16 protein-coding genes are annotated in these 21254 nt (G+C 50.1%); all 16 read right to left on the reverse strand.

The window, feature by feature from the left end; all coding sequences use genetic code 11:
* Positions 1-38: 38 nt before the first annotated feature.
* Positions 39-1031 (reverse strand): lipopolysaccharide biosynthesis protein, encoded by a 993-nt coding sequence (locus tag AC54AF_RS23770; protein WP_496638530.1) that lies wholly within the window; start codon positions 1029-1031, stop codon positions 39-41.
* A gap of 76 nt (positions 1032-1107) precedes the next feature.
* Positions 1108-2280 (reverse strand): DegT/DnrJ/EryC1/StrS family aminotransferase, encoded by a 1173-nt coding sequence (locus AC54AF_RS23775; protein ID WP_496638531.1) that lies wholly within the window; start codon positions 2278-2280, stop codon positions 1108-1110.
* Entirely contained in the window at positions 2280-3203 is a 924-nt protein-coding gene (locus AC54AF_RS23780) for a GDP-L-fucose synthase family protein (protein WP_496638532.1), read from the reverse strand. The genes AC54AF_RS23775 and AC54AF_RS23780 overlap by 1 nt, the downstream gene beginning before the upstream one ends.
* A 14-nt stretch (positions 3204-3217) precedes the next feature.
* Positions 3218-4345, reverse strand: a complete 1128-nt coding sequence (gmd, locus tag AC54AF_RS23785) for a GDP-mannose 4,6-dehydratase (protein WP_436520700.1) — start codon at positions 4343-4345, stop codon at positions 3218-3220.
* An 84-nt stretch (positions 4346-4429) separates the two neighbouring features.
* The gene (locus AC54AF_RS23790) at positions 4430-5059 is read right to left on the reverse strand and encodes an HAD family hydrolase (RefSeq protein WP_496638533.1); all 630 of its coding nucleotides are present in this window, start codon (positions 5057-5059) and stop codon (positions 4430-4432) included.
* The gene (locus AC54AF_RS23795; protein ID WP_496638534.1) at positions 5056-5655 is read right to left on the reverse strand and encodes a phosphoribosyltransferase; all 600 of its coding nucleotides are present in this window, start codon (positions 5653-5655) and stop codon (positions 5056-5058) included. Before AC54AF_RS23795 ends, AC54AF_RS23790 begins: the two co-directional genes overlap by 4 nt.
* Complete coding sequence (locus AC54AF_RS23800; protein WP_496638535.1) at positions 5652-6530, reverse strand: glycosyltransferase family 2 protein; 879 nt, start codon at positions 6528-6530, stop codon at positions 5652-5654. Before AC54AF_RS23800 ends, AC54AF_RS23795 begins: the two co-directional genes overlap by 4 nt.
* A gap of 10 nt (positions 6531-6540) precedes the next feature.
* Complete coding sequence (locus AC54AF_RS23805) at positions 6541-7797, reverse strand: oligosaccharide flippase family protein (RefSeq protein WP_496638536.1); 1257 nt, start codon at positions 7795-7797, stop codon at positions 6541-6543.
* Between the two features lie 10 nt (positions 7798-7807).
* The gene (locus tag AC54AF_RS23810; protein WP_496638537.1) at positions 7808-8866 is read right to left on the reverse strand and encodes a glycosyltransferase family 4 protein; all 1059 of its coding nucleotides are present in this window, start codon (positions 8864-8866) and stop codon (positions 7808-7810) included.
* A 2-nt stretch (positions 8867-8868) separates the two neighbouring features.
* Complete coding sequence (locus AC54AF_RS23815; protein ID WP_496638538.1) at positions 8869-9933, reverse strand: hypothetical protein; 1065 nt, start codon at positions 9931-9933, stop codon at positions 8869-8871.
* A 116-nt stretch (positions 9934-10049) separates the two neighbouring features.
* Positions 10050-11255: a GumC family protein gene (locus tag AC54AF_RS23820; RefSeq protein ID WP_496638539.1), complete on the reverse strand. Its 1206-nt coding sequence runs from the start codon at positions 11253-11255 to the stop codon at positions 10050-10052.
* Between the two features lie 45 nt (positions 11256-11300).
* The gene (locus AC54AF_RS23825) at positions 11301-13358 is read right to left on the reverse strand and encodes an SLBB domain-containing protein (RefSeq protein WP_496638540.1); all 2058 of its coding nucleotides are present in this window, start codon (positions 13356-13358) and stop codon (positions 11301-11303) included.
* The gene (locus AC54AF_RS23830) at positions 13268-16189 is read right to left on the reverse strand and encodes a YjbH domain-containing protein (protein ID WP_496638541.1); all 2922 of its coding nucleotides are present in this window, start codon (positions 16187-16189) and stop codon (positions 13268-13270) included. Before AC54AF_RS23830 ends, AC54AF_RS23825 begins: the two co-directional genes overlap by 91 nt.
* Before the next feature lie 380 nt (positions 16190-16569).
* Complete coding sequence (locus AC54AF_RS23835) at positions 16570-17274, reverse strand: DUF4197 domain-containing protein (protein WP_496638542.1); 705 nt, start codon at positions 17272-17274, stop codon at positions 16570-16572.
* A 181-nt stretch (positions 17275-17455) separates the two neighbouring features.
* Positions 17456-19045: an SEL1-like repeat protein gene (locus AC54AF_RS23840; RefSeq protein WP_496638554.1), complete on the reverse strand. Its 1590-nt coding sequence runs from the start codon at positions 19043-19045 to the stop codon at positions 17456-17458.
* Positions 19046-19047: 2 nt separating this feature from the next.
* On the reverse strand, positions 19048-21252 hold the full coding sequence (locus tag AC54AF_RS23845; protein ID WP_496638543.1) for an EAL domain-containing response regulator: 2205 nt from the start codon (positions 21250-21252) through the stop codon (positions 19048-19050).
* Positions 21253-21254: the final 2 nt, after the last annotated feature.

Genomic DNA, 21254 nt, shown 5'->3' on the forward strand with positions numbered 1-21254 from the left:
CAAAAGAAACCGGAGCTATTCGTTAAGCGCGTTTATGATCAAACGGGACTGGACAACTGGACACCTAGCATCACATACCGACCGGCCTCTTGATAAGATGAACCGAGCATTACCGCCGTGATTTCTTTTGCAGAAAAACAAAGAATTGCCGTTACAAAAATTAACGCCGGTAGAATAGCGGAGGCATAATTATTCCACGCTGCAGCATCAAAGGTGAGGCCCTGCATGCTCACTCGTTTGTAAAGCAACGGTTGAAAATATGTGGTCAGGATCAATTCAAAAGCTGCCAGCAAAGAGGCGCTTAAACCGTAACCGGCAAAATAGAGGCCAAGGACAGCTAAGCCGACTTGTTTTTCCAGAATAAACCGATAACCTTGCATCTGCATCCAACCGAGCCCAACAGCCAAGGCGACTGGCCACGCATAATGCCACAATTGCTTAAGAGGATATGCATGAAGAGGAAGTGAAACGGTTTTTGATGCTGCGACTCTGCTGTACAGTATTTTCATACCCAGCCATCCGAAAATTGCCTGTCCTAACAAGAGGCCAAGCAGCCAATATTCGGCTTTCGCCTGCAACACCTTTGTTAGGCAAAAGGATGCCGTTAATCCTGTAATTAAAGTAGCAAGGGTCAGCACAATGAATACATGGCGATGCCCCAACATATTCAACGATGGAATGACTATCTGGTTGACCGTATTGAAGAAGAGAGAACCACAAATTAATATCAAGAGCCAAAATGTTTTGGCATGCAGTGAAATAAGGTGGAAATAATTTAACGTATAACAAATTATGGCAGCGGCGCCACAAACCAGCAGCAGATACTTCCAATAAAGAAAAAAATAAAACCTGATTTGGCCTTTTTCTGCCCACTCATGCAGATGCCGATTGATAAACATGCCGACCGGATTAACCAAGAACATGGCAAAAAATGCAGTGATTGCCATAATCAGCGCAATTCTTCCCACTTCATCAGGAGAAAGTAATGTGGTAAGGAGACGAGTACCGACTAATGCAATTATAAACTGCATTAGTCGGCCGATAAGGACGGAAATCAATTGAAGTCGACCATAGCATTAAGCGCTGCTGAATGATGCATGTAAACTCTTATACCGGAAGCGAATCCAAAGCTTCTTTCAATAGACTGAATTGTTCGTCAAGACCGTAGTGGTGGTTACCGATGAAAAGACCGTGGGTATCGATGTAGTTAGCGTTCACCAGCTCTCCGTGCACCGAGCTGTCAAACCATTTGACCACTTCATTTTTCGCAAAATTCCCGGCAACGATAGGACGGCAATCAATCTGGAATTTTTCAAAAGCGGCGACCGCATCGGCTCGGATGAATGGCGCATCCGCATTGATGACCAGGCTGAAACCGAACCAGCTGCTTTTTCCAATTTCTGCCTGTACCCGGAAGGCCGGATAAGCTTTCATCAATTCCAGGAATTTGGCCGCATTAGCACGACGCTCTTGTATGATTGCTGGCAATTTTTTAACTTGCTCAATGCCAATCGCGCCGCTCATTTCCAGAGGGCGCAAGTTGTAGCCAGGAAGAACGAAGCGGAACGATTCGACGAACGGATCGTCGCTCTTAGTGCCACATACCAAATTTTCTTTTGGCAAGTTGCGGGTCCAGCCATGCGCGCGTACCGACAACAGAATGTGATACAGCTCTTCATTATCAGTCACCACCATGCCACCTTCCATCGTGGCGATATGATGGCTGAAAAAAGTGCTATAAGTGCCCATCAAACCATGGGTACCAGCCTGACGGCCGTTGAATTCCGCGCCCATCGACTCGCAGTTATCTTCAAGAACAATGATATCCCGACCAGCAACAATTTTCTGAATTGCATCAAAATCATTGGGATTACCGAGTAAATTAACCGTCATGATCGCGCGTGTCTTATCGGTGACTGCCGCAGCCAGTTGCTCCAGGTCGTAGTTCAAGGTATCCAGATTAATGTCGACGAACTTGATCTTCAGGCCATACTGGTACAAAGGATAATAAGTAGTGCTCCACGATACCGCAGGCACGATCACCTCATCACCTCGTTTCAGGGCGCCTTCCTTGCGATAAATCAGCGCAGCGACCATCGCCAGATTTGCCGATGAACCGGAGTTAACCATGACACAATATTTGCTACCGGTGTAAGTGGCAAAGTCTTTTTCAAATTCGGCAACATGTTTTCCCATCGTAAACATGCCAGAATCAACAACTTTTTGTATGGCGGCGTATTCCGCCTGATCCCAGGTCGTACTTGCCAATGGATAGGACATTATTTTTTCTCCGTATTTAAATAGAATTCATAGGTGAGTGCCAAACCTTCTCGTAGCGAGGTCTTGGCATTCCAACCCCATGTATTTGCAAGGGCTATCGATGTAAGTTTGCGCTTCATTCCTACAGGCTTGGTCAGATCGTGAACAAATTCACCTTCGTAACCAACCACTTCAGCAGCAATTGCGTAATAGTCATTAACCGAATAATCAGTGCCAAGGCCGATGTTTACTGTGCCGGGCAAGGTGTCAAAATTGTCCGCCGCATTATAAAGTGCGCCAGCCAGGTCGCCCGCATACATGAACTCCCGCCGCGCGGTGCCATCGCCCCAAATCTCGACCATCGTCTGTCCCAGCAGCTTTGCCTCATGCACTTTATGCAAGATGGCCGGGATCAGATGAGACCAGCGCGGGTCAAATTTATCATGCCGCCCATACAAGTTACATGGGATGACCGTCTTGTACTGATATTCAGGATTTTCTCGCGTGATGTAGTCACACAGACGGGAAACCGTAATTTTCGCTATCGCATAGCCTTCATTCGTCGGCTCCAGTTCGCCAGTCAGTATCATGTTTTCGCTGAGTGGAACATCCACATTACGTGGATACATGCAGGAGCTGCCGATATTAATCAGGCGCTTTACTCCTGCCGCACGGGCAGCAAGAATGACATTCCGCCCCATATCCAGATTCTCCGTCAAGAACCTAACTGGCTCCCGCATATTTGCCTGAATACCGCCGACCCGGCCGGCGGCATGAATGATCAGATCAGGTTGCGCCTCACGAATGAATTTTTCAGTCTGTTCATACGAGAAAAGATTCAGATCTTGACTGGATGGGCACAGTAACTCATGGCTTTTTGCGGCCGCATGCTCACGAAAATTGCTGCCGACCATACCACTACCGCCGGTTATTAGTATCCGCATGGCACTCTCCTGAACTACGTGCCAACGCGTGGATAGACCTTGAATCCACTAGCGTGCATCAACTGTTCACGACGAGCCAGGTCCAGATCGGCCTGTGCCATTTCTGTCACCAGTGAGGCGAACGAAGTCGTTGGCGACCAGCCCAGTTTCTGTTTTGCATTTGTTGGGTCGCCCAACAGTGTCTCTACTTCCGTCGGCCGGAAGTAACGCGGGTCAACGCGCATGAGGACTTGGCCAATCGACAGATGAGGCATTGCCTCCGCATCTGGCAGGAAACCATCAATGACACCGACCTCATCCACGCCACTACCTTCCCAGCGCATTACGATGCCATACTCCTTGGCCGTCAAGGTAACAAACTCGCGAACGCTATGTTGCTCTCCAGTGGCGATAACAAAGTCTTCTGCTTTATCTTGCTGCAACATCAACCATTGCATTTCGACATAGTCTCGTGCATGACCCCAATCACGCAGCGAATCGATATTACCAAGATATAAACACTCTTGCATATTCAATTTAATGCGTGCCAATGCACGGGTAATTTTCCGGGTAACGAATGTTTCGCCACGGATTGGCGACTCATGATTAAACAAGATACCATTGCAGGCATAAATTCCATAAGCCTCGCGGTAATTAACCGTAATCCAGTATGCATACATTTTTGCCACAGCATAAGGACTACGCGGATAAAACGGCGTGGTTTCTTTTTGCGGGGTTTCTTGCACCAAACCATAAAGTTCAGATGTGGAGGCCTGATAGAAGCGGGTTTTTTTCTCCAAACCCAGGATACGAATTGCTTCCAAAATACGCAATGGACCCAGGCCATCGGAGTTAGCCGTGTATTCCGGCTCTTCGAAAGAAACTGCCACATGACTCTGTGCGGCAAGGTTATAAATTTCATCTGGTTGAACCAACTGGATGATACGGATCAGGCTTGTCGAGTCGGTAAGGTCACCATGGTGTAACACCAGGCGTGGATTGTCGACATGAATGTCTTCAAAAAGATGATCGATTCGGTCGGTATTAAAGAGTGAAGTACGACGTTTAATACCGTGCACAATATAGTCTTTTTTCAACAAGAATTCAGCGAGGTATGCGCCATCTTGACCAGTAATCCCTGTAATTAATGCAACTTTTTTCATAAATTTCCCTAATCAACTCAATAAAAAATATTCAACGAAACTGAGATTTGCTGCAACGAATTTAAATTTTTTAATTCAGACGCCCTACAGAAAAATTTTATATTCAATTTTTTTTTCATCCAATGCCACGATATCCTTTTGACCAGGATAAACCAATATTTTTATTTCTGACATTTCAAATAACGGAAGATCATCACGACTATCACTATATGCGACAATAAATCGTACATTCTCCACTCCCTGAAAATGTTTTCTCAAATTATCTGCTTTAAATAATCCAATATTTTCATGAATAAGGAAATTATTTGAAGAGTATCCAAAAGCTCCTATTGTCATATCACACTTCAGCAATTCGCCTACTTTCAAAGCATAAGCGCTAGGGGCGGCCGTGCTAAGAATAGTAATTACTTCGTTGTTAGATTGCCATTTTTTTAATTCCTCTAATATATCTTTTCGCAAAAATAGTATTAATGATTTAGAAAAAAATGAACAAAATGGATTACCCATTTTCATATACAATTCACATAGTTTTTCCTTGAAGTCAACATGTGAAATATTTCTAAATTTTCTTGAATAAAACAATTTTAATGTTTGCCATAAAGAACCAAAACTGAGTGTAAAAACACAGGCAAACATGAAAAATATACAAAAAAACTTAAATGAATTAAATGGTATTAAAGTTCCATCAAAATCAAAAACCGCTACTTTTTTCATTTAAAATCTTCCGACCAAGGAAATCTCAAAAGACAACTTTTATGTGCATAATAATCAGGATAAATAATAGGTTTAACAAACGTAACAACCAGTGCCGCTGTCTTAATTTCTGCATTTGGAAATTTAGCGGCTACAGCATCCCGAACCAATTTCATTGTGCTGCCACTGTCTACGGCATCATCAATAATCAAAATATTTTTTATATTTTCATTTCCTTGACACATTAATTCTATATTTTTTTTATTTTTTTCTTTTCTTCCCAAGCTTTGGCCTTCGCGTATAAATGCTTCAATACGACGCATAAAATCCAGAAAAAAATAAGGAATATACTTAAATAATTTCTTGAGATTGATTTTCTTTTTCACGTCTGTTGAAGGACGTGAAATTGCGCACTCAATGTAAGGAACGATAGAAAAATCATCTTTCATATTCAGATATACATCCAATCCCCCTCGCGGTATTGCTACGATCAAATCAGGTTTGAATGATATTTTTATTTGTCTTGCGAGACTACGGCAGGCTTTTCTGAAATCTTCTTCATTTAAAGTAATAACTTTTAATGCACGAAAAAGCTGAAGAAACAACCCAATCTTCATTTTAATTCCTTTGTTACCGGATGATTTTTATTCGCATTGATACTTTTTAGCTTCATTCTTTTTATTTTATGCATCAGCCCAACTAATCTTATACCCGATTTCGGTCCAAAAACAGTGGTGATCGCATACTTCAAAAATAGCTTTACACTCAATATTGCGAACTGAACATTAAAAATACTTAAACCATGATATTTTCGAACGGCAATCGCCTCACGTAACAACAACAAACTACGTTTTGGATTGGTACTAATTCCGCCGAATCCCATTTCCGTAATATTAATGTCGCCAATATACTTAGGAGCACGTTTTCGTGCGACGGACAACACCAAATTAATATCCGCCATGATTTTATAATTTACATCAAATCTATTCTTCAAGAAACAGGATTTATGATAGAACGCGGCCATGATTGGAATAGGAAATTGACACCACTTATGACGCCCAGCAAATGACCATGGGTCCAGCCACTCTGAGCCAATGCCATCGAACGCCACGCCTGCCTCATCCAGAACCAGCAAGCGGCCATAATAGATAGCTTGTTGCTGGTCAGATTTCTCAGCCGAAATTAACTCAAGTGCGTTTTTAATGGCTTCAGAAGAAGCGAGATAATCGTCCGCCCCGATAAATACAAGCCAATCACCTGTCGCTACCTCGATACCTTTATTCCATGCATCATATATTCCCTTGTCACGTTCAGAACGAACAATAACTTTCGGTGATTGAAAATAATTCACATATTCCACCGTTCGGTCCGAAGAACCGCCATCCATTACTACCACTTCAATATCACTATAACTTTGAGAAAAAATACTCTCTATACATTTTTTAACGGTTGACTCCGCATTATATGTAGCGATGATTACTGAAACACGCATAAAAAGCCTTTTAAAATTTAAATATATTTAATTTTGTTATTGCCTTAAGGAAATAACCTTCAACAATATATTGAAAAATCTGAAAAATAGAAATAATCAATGCAATCATTGTCATAGATACGCTACCTACCGCGATACAACAAGATATAGAAATAAGAGCGGCAAAAAACGTCATTATTCTTATAACTGTACGCTCATGACCTAGCAGCCATAGTAAGAAGCCTTTAGGTCCGGTACAAATATTGAATGCGCTGGCTACGATGAAAAACGAAAATATAACGGAAGCATCCGTGTAATTTTTCCCGAATAAAAATTCAACAATTACTTTTGAGAAAAAAACAAACAACATTACCAGGGGAATAATTAATAGAGATACATGCCTATTATTTTTTTGAATTACCTCCTGAATATTATCTTTCCCTGATCTTATTGATGCAAGAAGTATTGGCCCAATATAGGAATTAAGCATATTCGCAACAATTCCAAAAACTTGTGCACATTTGACTCCGGCAGCATATATGGCATAAGTAGGAGCGCTATACAAACTCGATAGAACTAATTGATCAGCTTGTGTAGCTATGAATGCAAAAATAGAAGCAAGCATGGACTTGGCTGCCTCTCTCATCACCTCATAAACCCTGCTCGCCGAAACCGTATTTCTCCCCGGATTAAATATATTATGATCCTTGATAGTTCTGAGTGTAAAGAAAATACCTCCCATTCCTAGGACCGACCAGCAAATGGGGATTGCAATAAAAATATTATTAAAAGCACCGCCACTTAAAATAACTATTATTACTGCCAACAACATGACAATAAGGCCTATGGATCCCAGCAGAGCAGCAGCAATCTGATTATTTAGACCTCTGTAAATATCTGCATTAATTTGATTTATGGAGAATCCTGCAACCCATAACATCAAAAAAACAATTGAAACATTAGATTTAGAAAATATATCAATAAAGAAATTTGCGACAAATACACTTCCTCCACCCAGAATAAAAGCGGAAACGATCGTCACTATCAGAATGCTTCTTATTTTTAGTCCCTGATTTTCTCTTGCCACCTCACTCAACCGCAAGGCTACCATGGATAAACCACACTGTCCCATGGCAGAAGCCAGAAGTATCCATACATAGATGGAAAAAAATATGCCAGCTTCTTCTGTACCAGAAAAACGGGTAATGATGACAGTTAGAAGAAATTGTGCCCCGGCTGAAATAACTCTTCCTGCCAGGGCAAAAAATGCGGACTTAGTATAAACCAAGTTCATCCTTTCATTTTGCTTCGATCAACTCCTGATATAGAGTAGTCAACTGATTCACATAACTATCAATAGAAAAAAGCTGAGATCGTTCGATCAAAAGCGCACCAAGAGCGGCTCTTTGTTCGGCAGACATCTCTCTAAATATACTAATTTTATCGACCAATGATTTTTCATCGTTTACGTCAAAATAAAGTCCCAAGTCTCCCGCAACTTCTCGTACGCCAGGTATATTTCCTACGATAACAGGTAATCCGGCAGAAATGGCCTCTGCAACAACAAGCCCAAAGCCTTCAATTTTCGAGGAATGTACCAGCGCATCGTAATCTTTATAAATAGTTTCCAAATTCTTTACAGGGCCCAAAAACCGAACTTTGTGATTTACGTTCTGCCCGCATGCATAATTATTCAAATCCTGTAATAAATGGCCATTCCCAACATAATCAATAGATATCTTTTCAATATACTTTAAAGCATTCAACTGCAAGAAAATATTCTTATCTTCTACTAGACGACCAACACATAATAATTTTATATCTCCATCTAGAGAATAAACTTCTTTTCTTTCCGAAAAATTTATGCAATTAAATATAACCGTTGTCTTAGAATTTAATTCAGGCAACCACTTAATAAGTTCTTTTGAAACACCCTCACTGATTGATACTACTGAATTGACATGGCGATATAAAAATCGGTCAATTGGCTTGAACCACCATTTACGGCGATTATTTGTAGTATTATGTTCAGAATGCAATAACACTTTTACTGATGAGAAAAGCTTCAAAATTACACCGTATAAAAATGCAGGATACAGATGAGTATGGCATATGTCGTACGGCCCATTCGCTCTTACATATGCAAGCATTTCAAAGATCGAAAGATATCTTTTCCTCTTTAAAGTTATCCATGCTATCTTTTTTTCTTTTGCTTTTTCTTTTATATGATCATGGCCATCTTCAAGGCATAAAATCGTTACATCATGACCTTTTACTTTCAAGTTCTCTGTAATATTAAGAAGCAGAACTTCAGCACCACCTATATTAAGTGAATTTATTATATATAAAATCTTCATTTTTATTTTTCGGAAATATTATTTTGAGCTTCAAAAAAAACATACCATAATAGCGCCACGCAATATAATATTTCTACGCGCTCCAATCCTGCAACAGGTGAAGTTGATATTATATAGCCGACGACAACCAAGACCGATAGTCCGATTACAGCGAGTTTTTTTTGTTTTATCTGATTCAAAGCATAATATGCTAATTGCAAAAATCTCTTATAGATGAAAAGCATCACCCCCCCCCCGGCTATGCCTACGTATAATAAAGAGTCACTTAAAATGTTATGCGCTGAAATTGTTTGAATTTCGGCCTCTACAAGCAAGTTCAAATATGCCCCCATGCCATTTTTTATATTATCGATATTTTGCCCAAATAAGTTTTGTGGCAGCATTGAAATAGAATAAAAAATTGTTGTAGACCGTTCCATATCTCCGGCATTCACCTGACTCAGCCCATTGGCACTCTGCAACAATGATGCAAGATGCAGGTAATTGTATAGGCCCGCTACTATATAAATTACTGGGAACATAAAAACAAAAAATATCAAATACTTAATTTTTATTCGCATGCAATATAAGGAGCAGAATATTCCGACAGCTATTGCCAATAAGATTTGCCCCCGGCTATTGGAGCTAATAGCAACAAATAATGCTATGATAGAAAAAAAACATGCAATATTTCGATATAAAATATTCTTTACCGCGTTGTAAAAAAATACAGCTATTATAAAAATGCACATGTGTGGCAAGACGTATTTTGCCAAAAATGATGAACCCGTCAATACCATAAAAAGGGCATATAAGTTCCATCCGCACAATATACCGAACATACTGTCTAGGATATTTTTAGTGACAACAAATCGCATTGCCGAAGCATATGCCAAAAATATACTTATCTTGAAAGTCCAGAATATATTTTCTTTTCCAATACATGAAGAAATTAAAAGCAATAACAGAATCAAAATAGAAAAGCCAAAATTTTTTTTCGTCAATAAACTTTGAAAAACTACTGGAAATAGGTAGACAACGAGAGCTAACTCACCAATGCGTGAGCCTGCATATCCGAGGATAGCCATATCTAAAATTCCGACGATTAATGCGAATATGAAAAACAAGGTAGTTTATGCTCCAATTTTTAGCATAGCGGATGATATTATTCATCTGAATGGCCCAACATTCAGATGAATAAAAATCAAGATAATTTTCTTTTCAATTCCATCCACTTGTCAGAATTTTTGACCCGCGATTCCGTAATGCTTTCCTTGGTAAATATGAAAAATACGGCGACGAGGAAACCAAAAAATAAGCCTGCTAAAATCAATAATGCATGAGACATCCCATTGTTTTTTTCTGCTGCGACAGCAACATCAACTATCTGCACAGCGACAGCATTTCTGGCCTCATCCAGTTTTGCAATTTCAAATTGCTTTGCCAGTATTTCGAATATGGATTCGTAATATTTAACATCCCGAACATGTCTAATGTATTCCAACCCTACCTCAGGAACATTTCCTGTTACTACAGAGGCTCCGTTATCATTACCTGATGCCGCCTGTTCCAACTTGCTGAGTTGGTTCTTAAGTCCACGAATTTCTTCCTCCATCCGACGTGCTTCTGGATTTTGTGCTGTTGCGAAGCTACGCATGGTATTTAACTGTACCTCTTTTGCGGCAATCATTCCTTTCAATTGGGCAACACTGGTAAGTAAACCTTGAACTTGTGCCCCAAGCTGTATCATTCCGCTTTTTTCCTGACTAACTTTTAGCTTTTGCTCAGCGTCAGCCAGCTTGATCTTTGCATCAGCCAACTCTTTCCCAAGGAAAGCCCGGCGTTGAGATGCTTCAGAAAAATTCAATGTGCTCGTCAAATTAATTAACTCATCTACATAGGCATTCGCCAACTGAGCAGAAAATTTTGGATCGATGTCTTGTGCCAGAATTGTAATCAATCCCCCCTTGCCATTATTGACATCGCTCCTTTTTTCCAACTTTTTTCTAGCATCGTCAAAAGTCTTAACGTTATAACGCGCTTTTAAGTCGAATCGCCCGATTAACTTATCTGCAATGGTCTGGCTTTGTAATAGGCCGACATACAAATCATTTGGATTTTTAAAGCCACTAAGGTTACCTGCAACAGAGCCCATACCACTAATTTGTCCCAAAAGAGCCGCGGCACCGGAGCTTTGCTGTTGAGGTAACATAACCATCGCCTTGGATGTATAACTTGCAGGCAACAGTAATCCTACCGTAAAGAAAATTGCAGCAAAAACTAACGGGCATAAAATAATTAAACATTTATAACGCGCTGCGATAATTAACAAATCAAGAAAACTTATCGCATCAGATTTTTCTAGCGAAAAACGTGAATTATCAACATCCCTTTTCAAATTGCTCTGCATTACTTTCTCACTTATGATAGGTTGATTTTTCTTTTTAAAAAGTATTTAATCCTTTAAAACCTTCAACCCCGCCGCTCCCAAACCAAACTGATAGAAAATCGCAGTCCATTCCTTCAGACTCTGTATGAACGTACTACGCTCAATTTTTTCAGGCACCACAACCGTATCACCCGGATTCAATGCCGTGCCGCCAAGGCCGCTAAACCAGCCCGTACCTTGACCGCTTTGCGCCGTGCCATCGGCACGAATCACATACATTTCGGATTTGTCCGCGTTGGATGTGATGCCACCGGCTTGTTGTACATAATCGTTAACCGTACGTTGCGGACGGTAGACAAAGGCATTTTGCTGGAAGACCGAGCCAAGCACATCCACCGTGCCTGGACGGCGCGGGATCAGAATGGTATCGCCATCCTGCAAAGGCAAGTCGGGTAAGTTCTTGATTTGCGTATCGACGCCAGGCAAATCGAGCACGATGCGGCCCTCGGCCTTGATGGTGCGCAGTTTCTGCACGATGCGGCGCTGCTGCTCGACTTCTGCTGCGGTTTTCGCCGCACTCTCCTTGTCGCCGCTGGCCGCCATGCGCTGGCTGGCGTTCGATTCCAGGTCGCGCTCGAAGCGGTCGGCCACCTGGTTCAATTTGATTTGCTGGGCGCGGCGTACGGATTCACGGTTCAGCTGTGTCGCGTACAGGTAGCCGTTTTCATTGGCGCCGCCGACACGGGCAATCAGCTCGCGCAGGGTTTCACCTTTTTTCAACAAGAAAATGCCGCTCTGCTTTGCTTCACCAGCCACGCGCACGTATTCATTCTGGATTTGTGCCTGGATCGGTACGGCACCTGGGGCGAACACGCGCAGGATATCGGTCGGTTTGACGGCAATGCCGGCCAACTGACTGGCGGAGACGCCTTTGTCGGCCACCAAGTCCAGTACAGTTTTATATTGATTGTCGATGTTTTTTTCGACCACAACCTGTTTGGTTTCAGCAGCCGAATCAAAACCGCCGGCCCAGCTCAGTACATCGGCCAGTGTCGCGCTGCCTTTCAACTCGAAAATGGCCGGTTGCTTCACGTTGCCTGTCAAGGCCACCAGCGGACCCACTTCAGGAATGTAGATCACGTCGCCATCACGCAAGGTGACGTCGCGGCTCTTGTCGCCCTTGACCAGCATGTCATACAAATCGAACGTGCTGACGGTATCCTTGCCGCGTTTGAGCTGGATATTGCGCATGCTGCCGGTGGCATCCGGACCGCCCGACGTAAACAGGGCGTTGAGCAGGGTGCTCATGGAATTCAAGGTGTATGTACCGGGACGTACCGCATGGCCGACCACGTATACCTGCACGGCGCGCGTTTGCGCGATGCTGGCCGTCAGGTCGAAATTGGTGTAGATCTTGCCGATGGCTTTTTTCAAATAGCCCTGCAAATCCTTGTACTGCACGCCGCTGACCTTGATGGAGCCGACGCGTGGAATGAAGATCGCGCCGCTGCGGTCGACCGTGGCGCTGACGTCGATGTCGACCATGCCCCAGCCGCGTACCTGCAACTCGTCGCCCGTACCGATCACGTATTCCTGGTTTACCTGGACACCATCGAGCGGCGCAAAGGTGGACGGCACGTCACTGAACAAATCCTTGCCGAAGATGCTCAGTTTTTTTCCCGTCACGCCATCGACATACTCTTCGAAAGCGCCGACTTTGGCATCCGCCGCAGCCTGCTTGCTGAGATTATTGGCAGCCAGCGTTTTCGCCTGGCGCGGATCGCTGCGACCGCTACGGATACTCGGCAAGGTACCTGCGCCCGACTCGCTCGCTTGTGCTTGAGACAGATTCGAGCGCGGCATGTCAGCCATGTCCAGGTCCTGCCCTGCTGCATAGGCAGAAGTTGTGCCCAGCAGGAAAGCCGAGAAAATCACGTGTTTCACGAAAGGCGGGGAAGTACGAAGTTGCTTTTTCATGCTGGTCTTTGTCTGGATAAATGATGTTGTATGAGTAAAGGGAGCGCCATGCGCGCTTAATACTTGCCCTGCCAGGTCACGCTGATTTCTTTCGGTCCGGGATTGATCGACAGGCCCGATTTGCTCTGGTCGCGCTGGGCGTGCCACAGCCAGCTGCCCACGGCATAACCCAGGATGCCGCCGGCGACCGTGTCGGAGACCCAGTGCTTGCGGCCAAACACGCGGCCGGCGGAACCCACGGCGGCCACGCTGTACAGCCATGGCGCATCGTACTCCTTGGCGAACGGCGTGACGGCGGCAAATGCTATGGCCGCATGTCCCGATGGAAAGGATGAGTCCGACCGGGATTTCCCGCTGCCCACACTGGTCCACGCGCCCCGTTCCTCATCAGGACGGGCACGGCCAATCGCATATTTCCCCACCACTGCCAGGCCGGTGGCGGCCGCCACCGACTGCATGGAAATGAGCCCGATATTCTGCAAGCGCTCATCGCCAAACGCAAACGCTGCACCGGCTGCGCCGACCAAAGCAAACGGCATGGCCTTGCCCAGCTTGTCCCAGTTGCGGTAGACCTTGGAATCCTCGTGCTTCTTGACGAAACGGTCGACCGGTTTGTCGGCCAGCGCGGAAGCCACTACCACGCCGCCGACCACCACCGTTGCCTTGAGCCATTCAGGGGCGCTCGGCGTAGCGGACGCGGATTGCGCCAGGCGCGCGCGCATGGCGGGCCAGGGGCTGACAAACGGCCGGTCCGGCGGATTGACGGCAGGCAGGTGCTGTTCGTCCGGGCGCTCGGCAAAGTTGCCGAGGCCATCGTAGCTGTGCATGTCGGCGCGCGGGCGCTCGAACATGTCGTACAGGTCGCCCGGCGAAGCCACCATCTGCCCCACGTCGCGCGTCCATGGCGCAAGGGCGAAGCCGGCCGTCGATTGCGTATCCATCGGCAACATGCTGTTGAGCGGCACGGACAGGAAGATGCCACGGTCCTGGTACGGCTTCGACGGCGTGCCAGGGCTGGTGATGTCGTTGCCGTTCGTATGCGTATACCAGGCGCCGACTTCGATGCCGGACTGGAAACGGCGCTTGAATTCCATGCGCACGCCCGTGTCTTTGGCCAGGAAGCGGCCGGCGCGGGCCGTCACGGTAATGTCGTGCGGCAAGCGGTAATGCAGGGAACTGATCGCCGTCACCGTCTTGTAGTCGCGCGAGTCGAGCAAGCCCTTGAATCCACGCTGCTGCAAGGCATCGACAGCCACGTCGGCCGCCCAGCGGCTATCCTTCGGCAGGTACAGCACCTGGCCACCCACGCCGCGGAACATGTCTTCATACAGGCCGGCCGACATGCGGGTATACACGCGCTCGGCAGGATTGTTGTATTTGTTCAGCAAGACGCGGCTCAGCGAGAAACGCCCGCCGCGCAAGTATTCCGCTACATCCGTGCGCACATGCGGCAAGTTGCTGTTCGATGGCTGCTTGACGCCCGATACCGTTTCCAGCAACTGCAGGCTGGCGGCAGTATTCAGGTACAGGCCGTCGCCCAGGCGGCGGTCGTAATTGGCCACGGCCGAAATCGAATAACGGAAGGCGCCGCTCGGGTCATTGAAGAAGAAGCCCACCTTGGGAGCGATCTTGAAACGGTTCGCCTCCCGGTCCAGCGATTTGATCTGCACCACGTCGCCGTCGACGCCGACGCCGACGGCCAGCTTGCCATCGTCCTTGAGGACGTTGGCAACCTTGGCGGGAGCCGGTACGGAAACGGCGGGGGCAGGCGCCGATGGCGCAACTGCAGTCGCGGGAGCCACAGCAAGTACCGGAGCAGGCGCGGCGGCAACGACGGGCGCCGGCTGATCGAGAAATTCCTGCAGCCAGCCTTGCTGATCATCCCGGATGACATCGCTTTTCTCCGGATAGCGCAGCAGCACGACGTCGAGGAAAGCCTTGCGGTCGATCTTGCCTGCCAAATAGTCATTCAGTTTGGGCAAATCAAAGAATTCGTAGGTGGCGATTGGCTGGTCCAGCTTGGTATACGTGATGCGCAGGGTCGTCACGCCCTTCGGCGTGAAGGCAACGGCCGTGCGCGCGGCACGGCCAACGGCGCGGCCCATGTTCGAAATACGGCTGTTGGTCAGGCTCAGGCTGAGAACATTGCCTTCCTGCTCGACACGGATATTCTTGTAGTCCTGCTTGACCAGCGCCTTCACCAGATCGGCGCCGTACACGGCGTCGCGGTGCCACTCTTCCTTGCTCGGCAGCGGCGGTGGATTCTTGTCGTCGACGAAATATGCTGGTTCATACACCTTCGGCACGAATTCGCGTTCGCCAAACGGAATGCTGACAAAGGCGTTCACGCTGAACTGGTCGCGGCTGCGTGCCGCTTGCAGGGCAAGCCAGCCCCAGCGGTATTCCAGGCCCACGGACGCGCCCTTGCGGCGCTTGCCGGCATTCGTTTCGCTGGCGCGGAAGTCGCGCAAGTAATTCGTCGTATCGTATTCGGCCACCACCGACCAGCGCGGCAGCGCGGCAGGCGTCCAGCGCGCGCCGGCAAACACGCCATCCGGGCGTTTATGGGCATAGCCCAGGCTCGCTTCGATATTCTTGCTGGCGCCAAAAGTCTTGGTGGCAACCACATATTGTCCCTTGAACAGCTCGGTACCGAACAGATCCGTCATGCCGACGGCGACAGACGGCATCCACTGCGTTTCCGTCCACAGGCGCAATTTACCGTCGACGACTTTATCCTTGTAGCGGCCATAGCCGCTGCCATATTCACCGGGCACGTTGGTAAAACCAGGAATGCCCGATATCGACACATAACGTCCCGTCATTTGCAGGAAAGGCAGGATATTCGCCGTGGCCCATAACTGGCCATACGGGCTGTCGTAGCTGTAGCCGACGCTGAAGGTGCCGTCCGTTTCCACCACGGCGCTGGGCATATTGATATAGCCGGACTGGCCACCATGATTCGGCGTCGCGGCCATCACCGAAGGCGCGCCAAGCACCAGACAGCCACACCAGGTATATTTGATTGATTTTCTGAGTACGCTTAACAAATCCGGCTACCTAAAATATCCTGCACCTGGAATTCCTGAGAATGTATTCAGAAAATCAATGAGCTTGGGGAAACGTGAATGAAACGAAAAAAGGCCAACCAACGGGCATCTTGCAATGCCACGCGTCAGTTCGCCACTAAAACTGGGCACGCCCGGGCAGCAGATCGTTGCTCAACCATGCCTCAGGAATGTATGTCACGGAATTCTAACATTGTTTTCTTGTAGCAAATGCTTAACTTGTTTCCCTTGCGCCACACTTGCCCATGCGGCGCAGACACCGCCTGCGGCACTGCGGCAGGCGGGAATCGTTACTTCAAACTGCCAAATACTTTGCCGATAATCTTGCTGCCATACGCAAGCGGATTACTGCGGATGGCTTTTTCTTCCTCGCCGATCATCAGGTACAGGCCGTCAAGCGCACGCTCCGTGACATAGCCTTCCACCGTCGATTGCTGCTGCGGCACCAGTCCCGTCTTGCCGATCTGGCTCATGGTGCTGTTGTATTTGCCGGCCAGGCCGGAACGGTCGGTCACGGATTTCACGATGGGCAAAAATTTGACGGCCAGCGGTGCCGAGGTCTTCTGGCGGAAAAAGTCCGTCACCGAAGTGTCGCCACCGGACAGGATATTTTTCGCATCGCTCACGCTCATCGACTTGACCGCATCGAGCAGCAAGGGCTTGGCCATGGGCACGGCAGACTCGGCGGCACGGTTCATCGCCACCACCAGGTCGTCCAGCTGCTGGCCGCGGCCCGTCATTTTCAGCAAGGGCCTGGCTTGCTCCAGGATGCCGGGCAGCTTGATCTTGACCTTATCGTTGTTCAGGAAACCATTTTCGATGCCCAACTTGGCAACGGCGGCGGACGAACCGGCTTCCAGCGCCGCCTTCAAGCCATTGCTGGCATCCTGGTTGCTGAGGGCATCCAGGGGACCGGCGGCGCGTGCGCCGGACGACAGCAACGCCAGCACACACAGGATGGCGGCAGGACGGCCAGGGAACAGGTTCAGGCGCATGGTTTTCCTTTTCTAAAGAATGTACAGACCACCTTCTTCTGGAACCTTAGCACATCAAAACCGCAAATACCGCAGCAATTTTTTGCGTCCAGGGGAAACAAGGGGCGCCACAGATGGCGAAGGGAAAGGACTATACAGTAGCTGCTGTTGTATCCGCGCACGCTAACGCCCGCGGTGTGGTTCAGCCTGCTATCGCCGCCAGTTGTTCGCGCACCCGCGCCAGATCCGTCTCGCGCATGCGCGCCGCCGTCTGGCGCAAGGATTTTTCCGCGCCGGCCACGCCGGCCGCCGCCGCCATCGACAGCCAGATATAGGCCTGCTGCAAATCGAGCGGGCCACCCTGGCCGCTGGCCGCCATCAAGCCCAGATTCATTTGCGCCCGCGCGTGGCCCTGGCGTGCGGCCAGCGCATACCAGTCCCAGGCGGCGGCATAATCCTGCGGCACATCCTGGCCATTGTCATGCCGCAGGCCCAGCGCGAACTGGGCCAGGCTGTGGCCCTGCGCGGCGGCGCGGCAGTAGCAGGCGCAGGCCAGTTGGCTGTCGGGCGCAGGACCATCGTCGCGGTCGTGCAACACGCCCTGCATGTATTGCGCCGGCGCGTAATCCTGCTCGGCGGCACGGCGGTACCACTCCAGCGCCAGCGACAGATCCTGCGGCACGCCCTGGCCATGCTCATAGCGCAAGCCCAGGTCGAACTGCGCCCGCACGTGTCCCTGGTCGGCCGCCTTGCGGTACCAGAAGATGGCTTCCTGCGCATCAGCAGGCATGCCCTGCCCATGCTCATGCAACAGTCCCAGCTGATACTGCGCGGCGGGAAAGCCCTGCTCTGCCGCCTGGCGGTAGAAGACCTGCGCCCGGGTATAGTCCTGCGCGCCATGCTCATGGTGCAGGCCCAGGTTGTGCTGGGCCGCCGCATGTCCCTGGCCGGCCGCCTTCACGTACCACGCGAGTGCCGCCTGTTTATCGCAGGGCACGCCCTGGCCATTGTCGTAGATCAGGCCCAGGTTGAACTGCGAACTGGCGTGGCCCTGCTCGGCGGCGCGCCGGTACCAGGCGATCGCCTGCCTGCTGTCCTGCGGCAGCACGTCGCCATTTTCATAGCGCAGCGCCAGGTTGAACTGGGCCGGCGCATAGCCCTGCTCGGCCGCCTTGCGCATCCAGGCCATCGCCTGCTGGCGGTCCTGCCGCACGCCCTGGCCATTGTCGTAGCGCAGGCCCAGGTTGAACTGCGCCCGCGCATACCCCTGTTCGGCCGCCTTGCGGTACCAATTGATGGCTTGCACGAAGTCCTGCGGCACGCCTTTGCCGTTGTCATACATCATGCCCAGATTGTTTTGCGCGCCCGCGTCGCCCTGTTCCGCCGCGCGGCTGAACCACAGCATGGCTAGCCCGCTATCTTGCGCGAGGCCCTGGCCCTTGGCATACATCCAGCCCAGGTTGTACTGCGCCGCCGCGTAGCCCTGCTCGGCCGCCTGCTGGTACCAGTGCGCCGCCTGCGCAAAATCCTGCGCCACGCCCTGCCCCTTCTGGCACATCACGCCCAGGTTGTATTGCGCATGCTCGAACCCCTGCGCGGCGGCCAGGCCATACCAGTGCAGCGCCAGCGCATAGCTTTGTTCGATGCCCTGTCCATTGAAATACATGAAGCCCAGGCCGTGCTGGGCGTTCGCATTGCCCTTCTCGGCCAGCCCTTTCAGGCGCAGGTAATCAGCCGTGTAATGAGCAGCCGCGGAATGAGCAGCCGTGTGGCGGGGAGCGGCAAGCGGCACGGTCAAGCCTCGATGGCCAGCGTTGGCGACAGCGCGGGAGCCGCATCGGCGATCAGGCGGTTCTGCTCCTGCAGCACGCCGATGAAGCTGCCCAGCGAAATGGGCCGGTGGTACAGATAGCCCTGCATCGTGGTGCAGCCCTTGTCCTGCAGATAGCGCGCCTGGCCTTCCGTTTCCACACCTTCGGCGATCAGGTGCAGACCCAGGCCGCGCGCGATCGAGATGATGGCCAGGATGACGGGATAGTGTCCGTGCTCGTCGTGGATCTCCTTCACGAACGACTGGTCGATCTTGATGGTGTGGATGGGGAAGCGGTGCAGGTACGACAGCGAGGAATAGCCGGTGCCGAAATCGTCGATGGCGACCGACACGCCCAGCTGGCACAGCTTGTTCAGCTGCTCGATCGCATACTGCGGGTTGCGGATGCAGATGTTTTCCGTGATCTCCACTTCGATCTTTTCCGGCGCGATGCCATAGCGCGTCAGCGCGCCGCGCATCTTCTCGAAAAAGTCGCCCCGGTCCAGGTATTGCGGCGACAAATTGAGCGACAGGCGCACGGCTTCGCCGCCAGCCGCGTTCCACTGCACCAGGTCGCGGCACAGGGCGCCCAGCATCCAGTCCGAGATCGGCAGCATCAAGCCGTTTTCCTCGGCGAACGGCAAAAATTCGCCGGCCGTCAGCAAGCCGCGCTGCGGGTGATTCCAGCGCATCAGGCCTTCGGCGCCGACGATGCGGCCCGTCATCACGTCCACCTGCGGCTGGTAATACATCTCCAGCTGGTTCAGCTCCAGCGCCTTGCGCAGGCTTTGCTCGAGCGCGATCTTCTGGTGCGACACATCGAGCATGGACTCGTGATAAAAACTGTGGCCGTTCTTGCCCAGTGCCTTGACCTGGTACATGGCGATGTCGGCGTGGCGCAGCAGCTCGTCGATGGTCTCGCCGTCGCCCGGATAGATGGCGATGCCGATGGAGGCCGAAATATGCACCTGGTTGCCATCGAGGTCGAAGGGCTGGTGCAGGCATTCGAGGAACTTGTCGGCGATCAGGCGCGCATCCTGGCGGTCGCGCAGTTCCGGCAGCACGATGGTGAATTCATCGCCGCCCTGGCGCGCCAGGGTATCGCCGCGGCGCAAACAATCCTTCAGGCGCAGCGCCACCTGCTGCAGCAACTCGTCGCCCTTGACGTGGCCCAGGGTATCGTTGACCAATTTAAAACGATCGAGGTCGATGAACATCACGGCCAGTTCCGTCAGCTTGCGCCGCGCCTGGATCACGGCCAGCCCCAGGCGGTCCTTGAACAGCATGCGGTTCGGCAGGTCCGTCAGGATGTCGTGATAGGCCTGGTAAGAGATGACTTCCTCGGCGCGCTTGCGGTCGGTGATGTCGCGCGCCACGCCGTAAGTGCCGAAGCATTCCTGCTTCTTCGCTTCGTGATCGTGGCTGTGCATGCCGATCGAATTGAGCGGGATCGTCATCAGCGTGTTGTTGAAGGTGCGGTCGCTGCCGCTGCCGCTATGGCACTTCAGGCGCAGTTCCACATTGCGCGAAGCGCGCTCGTCGAGGCGGCGCTCATTGAAGGCATAGCGCGCCCGCTCCTGGTCCTCGTCGTGCACGAGGATGGAATAATGGCTGCCGATCAGCTCTTCGCGGCTAAAGCCCAGCAACTGGTGCACCCTGTCGTTGATGAAGGTGATGCGGCCTTCGTGGTTCAGCGTATAGATGATGTCGGGCGAGCTGTCGACCAGGTAGCGGTACATCTTTTCCGAGTTTTCCAGCTGCAGCGCGATGCGCTCGTTCTCCAGCGCCAGCTTGCGCTTCTGCAGCGCGTTCTCCACCGTCTTGAGCAGCTCCTCGCGGCTGTAGGGCTTGCGCAGATAATCGTAGGCGCCCCGTTTCAGGGCGCCGATGGCCGCCTCGATGCCGACGTCGCCGCTCATGACGATCACGTCGCCCTCGATGCCGCGCCGGTTGATATGGTCCATGATTTCATGGCCGCTCATATCGGGCAGGCGCAAGTCCAGCAGGATCAGGTCGAAGCGCAGTTTCGACAACTGCGCCAGCGCCTCGCTGCCGCAGGTGGCCGTGTGCAGCTGGTAGCCGCGGTCCTTCAGCAATTCGTGGAGGGAAGCGAGCAGGCGGGGCTCGTCGTCGACCAGCAGGATGCGCGGGCTGTTTTCCAGGTCAAATGGAATGGCGGAGGAGTTCATGG

Source organism: Janthinobacterium sp. JF4 (genome assembly GCF_059617925.1).

Excerpts from the sequence above, each read along its gene's own strand:
- gmd (WP_436520700.1), bottom strand. The coding sequence starts at position 4,345 with ATGAAAAAAGTTGCATTAATTACAGGGATTACTGGTCAAGATGGCGCA.
- AC54AF_RS23815 (WP_496638538.1), bottom strand. The coding sequence starts at position 9,933 with ATGGCTATCCTCGGATATGCAGGCTCACGCATTGGTGAGTTAGCTCTC.
- AC54AF_RS23820 (WP_496638539.1), bottom strand. The coding sequence starts at position 11,255 with ATGCAGAGCAATTTGAAAAGGGATGTTGATAATTCACGTTTTTCGCTA.
- AC54AF_RS23835 (WP_496638542.1), bottom strand. The coding sequence starts at position 17,274 with ATGCGCCTGAACCTGTTCCCTGGCCGTCCTGCCGCCATCCTGTGTGTG.
- AC54AF_RS23780 (WP_496638532.1), bottom strand. The coding sequence starts at position 3,203 with ATGCGGATACTAATAACCGGCGGTAGTGGTATGGTCGGCAGCAATTTT.
- AC54AF_RS23800 (WP_496638535.1), bottom strand. The coding sequence starts at position 6,530 with ATGCGTGTTTCAGTAATCATCGCTACATATAATGCGGAGTCAACCGTT.
- AC54AF_RS23775 (WP_496638531.1), bottom strand. The coding sequence starts at position 2,280 with ATGTCCTATCCATTGGCAAGTACGACCTGGGATCAGGCGGAATACGCC.
- AC54AF_RS23795 (WP_496638534.1), bottom strand. The coding sequence starts at position 5,655 with ATGAAGATTGGGTTGTTTCTTCAGCTTTTTCGTGCATTAAAAGTTATT.
- AC54AF_RS23845 (WP_496638543.1), bottom strand. The coding sequence starts at position 21,252 with ATGAACTCCTCCGCCATTCCATTTGACCTGGAAAACAGCCCGCGCATC.
- AC54AF_RS23810 (WP_496638537.1), bottom strand. The coding sequence starts at position 8,866 with ATGAAGATTTTATATATAATAAATTCACTTAATATAGGTGGTGCTGAA.
- AC54AF_RS23790 (WP_496638533.1), bottom strand. The coding sequence starts at position 5,059 with ATGAAAAAAGTAGCGGTTTTTGATTTTGATGGAACTTTAATACCATTT.
- AC54AF_RS23770 (WP_496638530.1), bottom strand. The coding sequence starts at position 1,031 with ATGCAGTTTATAATTGCATTAGTCGGTACTCGTCTCCTTACCACATTA.
- AC54AF_RS23830 (WP_496638541.1), bottom strand. The coding sequence starts at position 16,189 with ATGGCCGCGACGCCGAATCATGGTGGCCAGTCCGGCTATATCAATATG.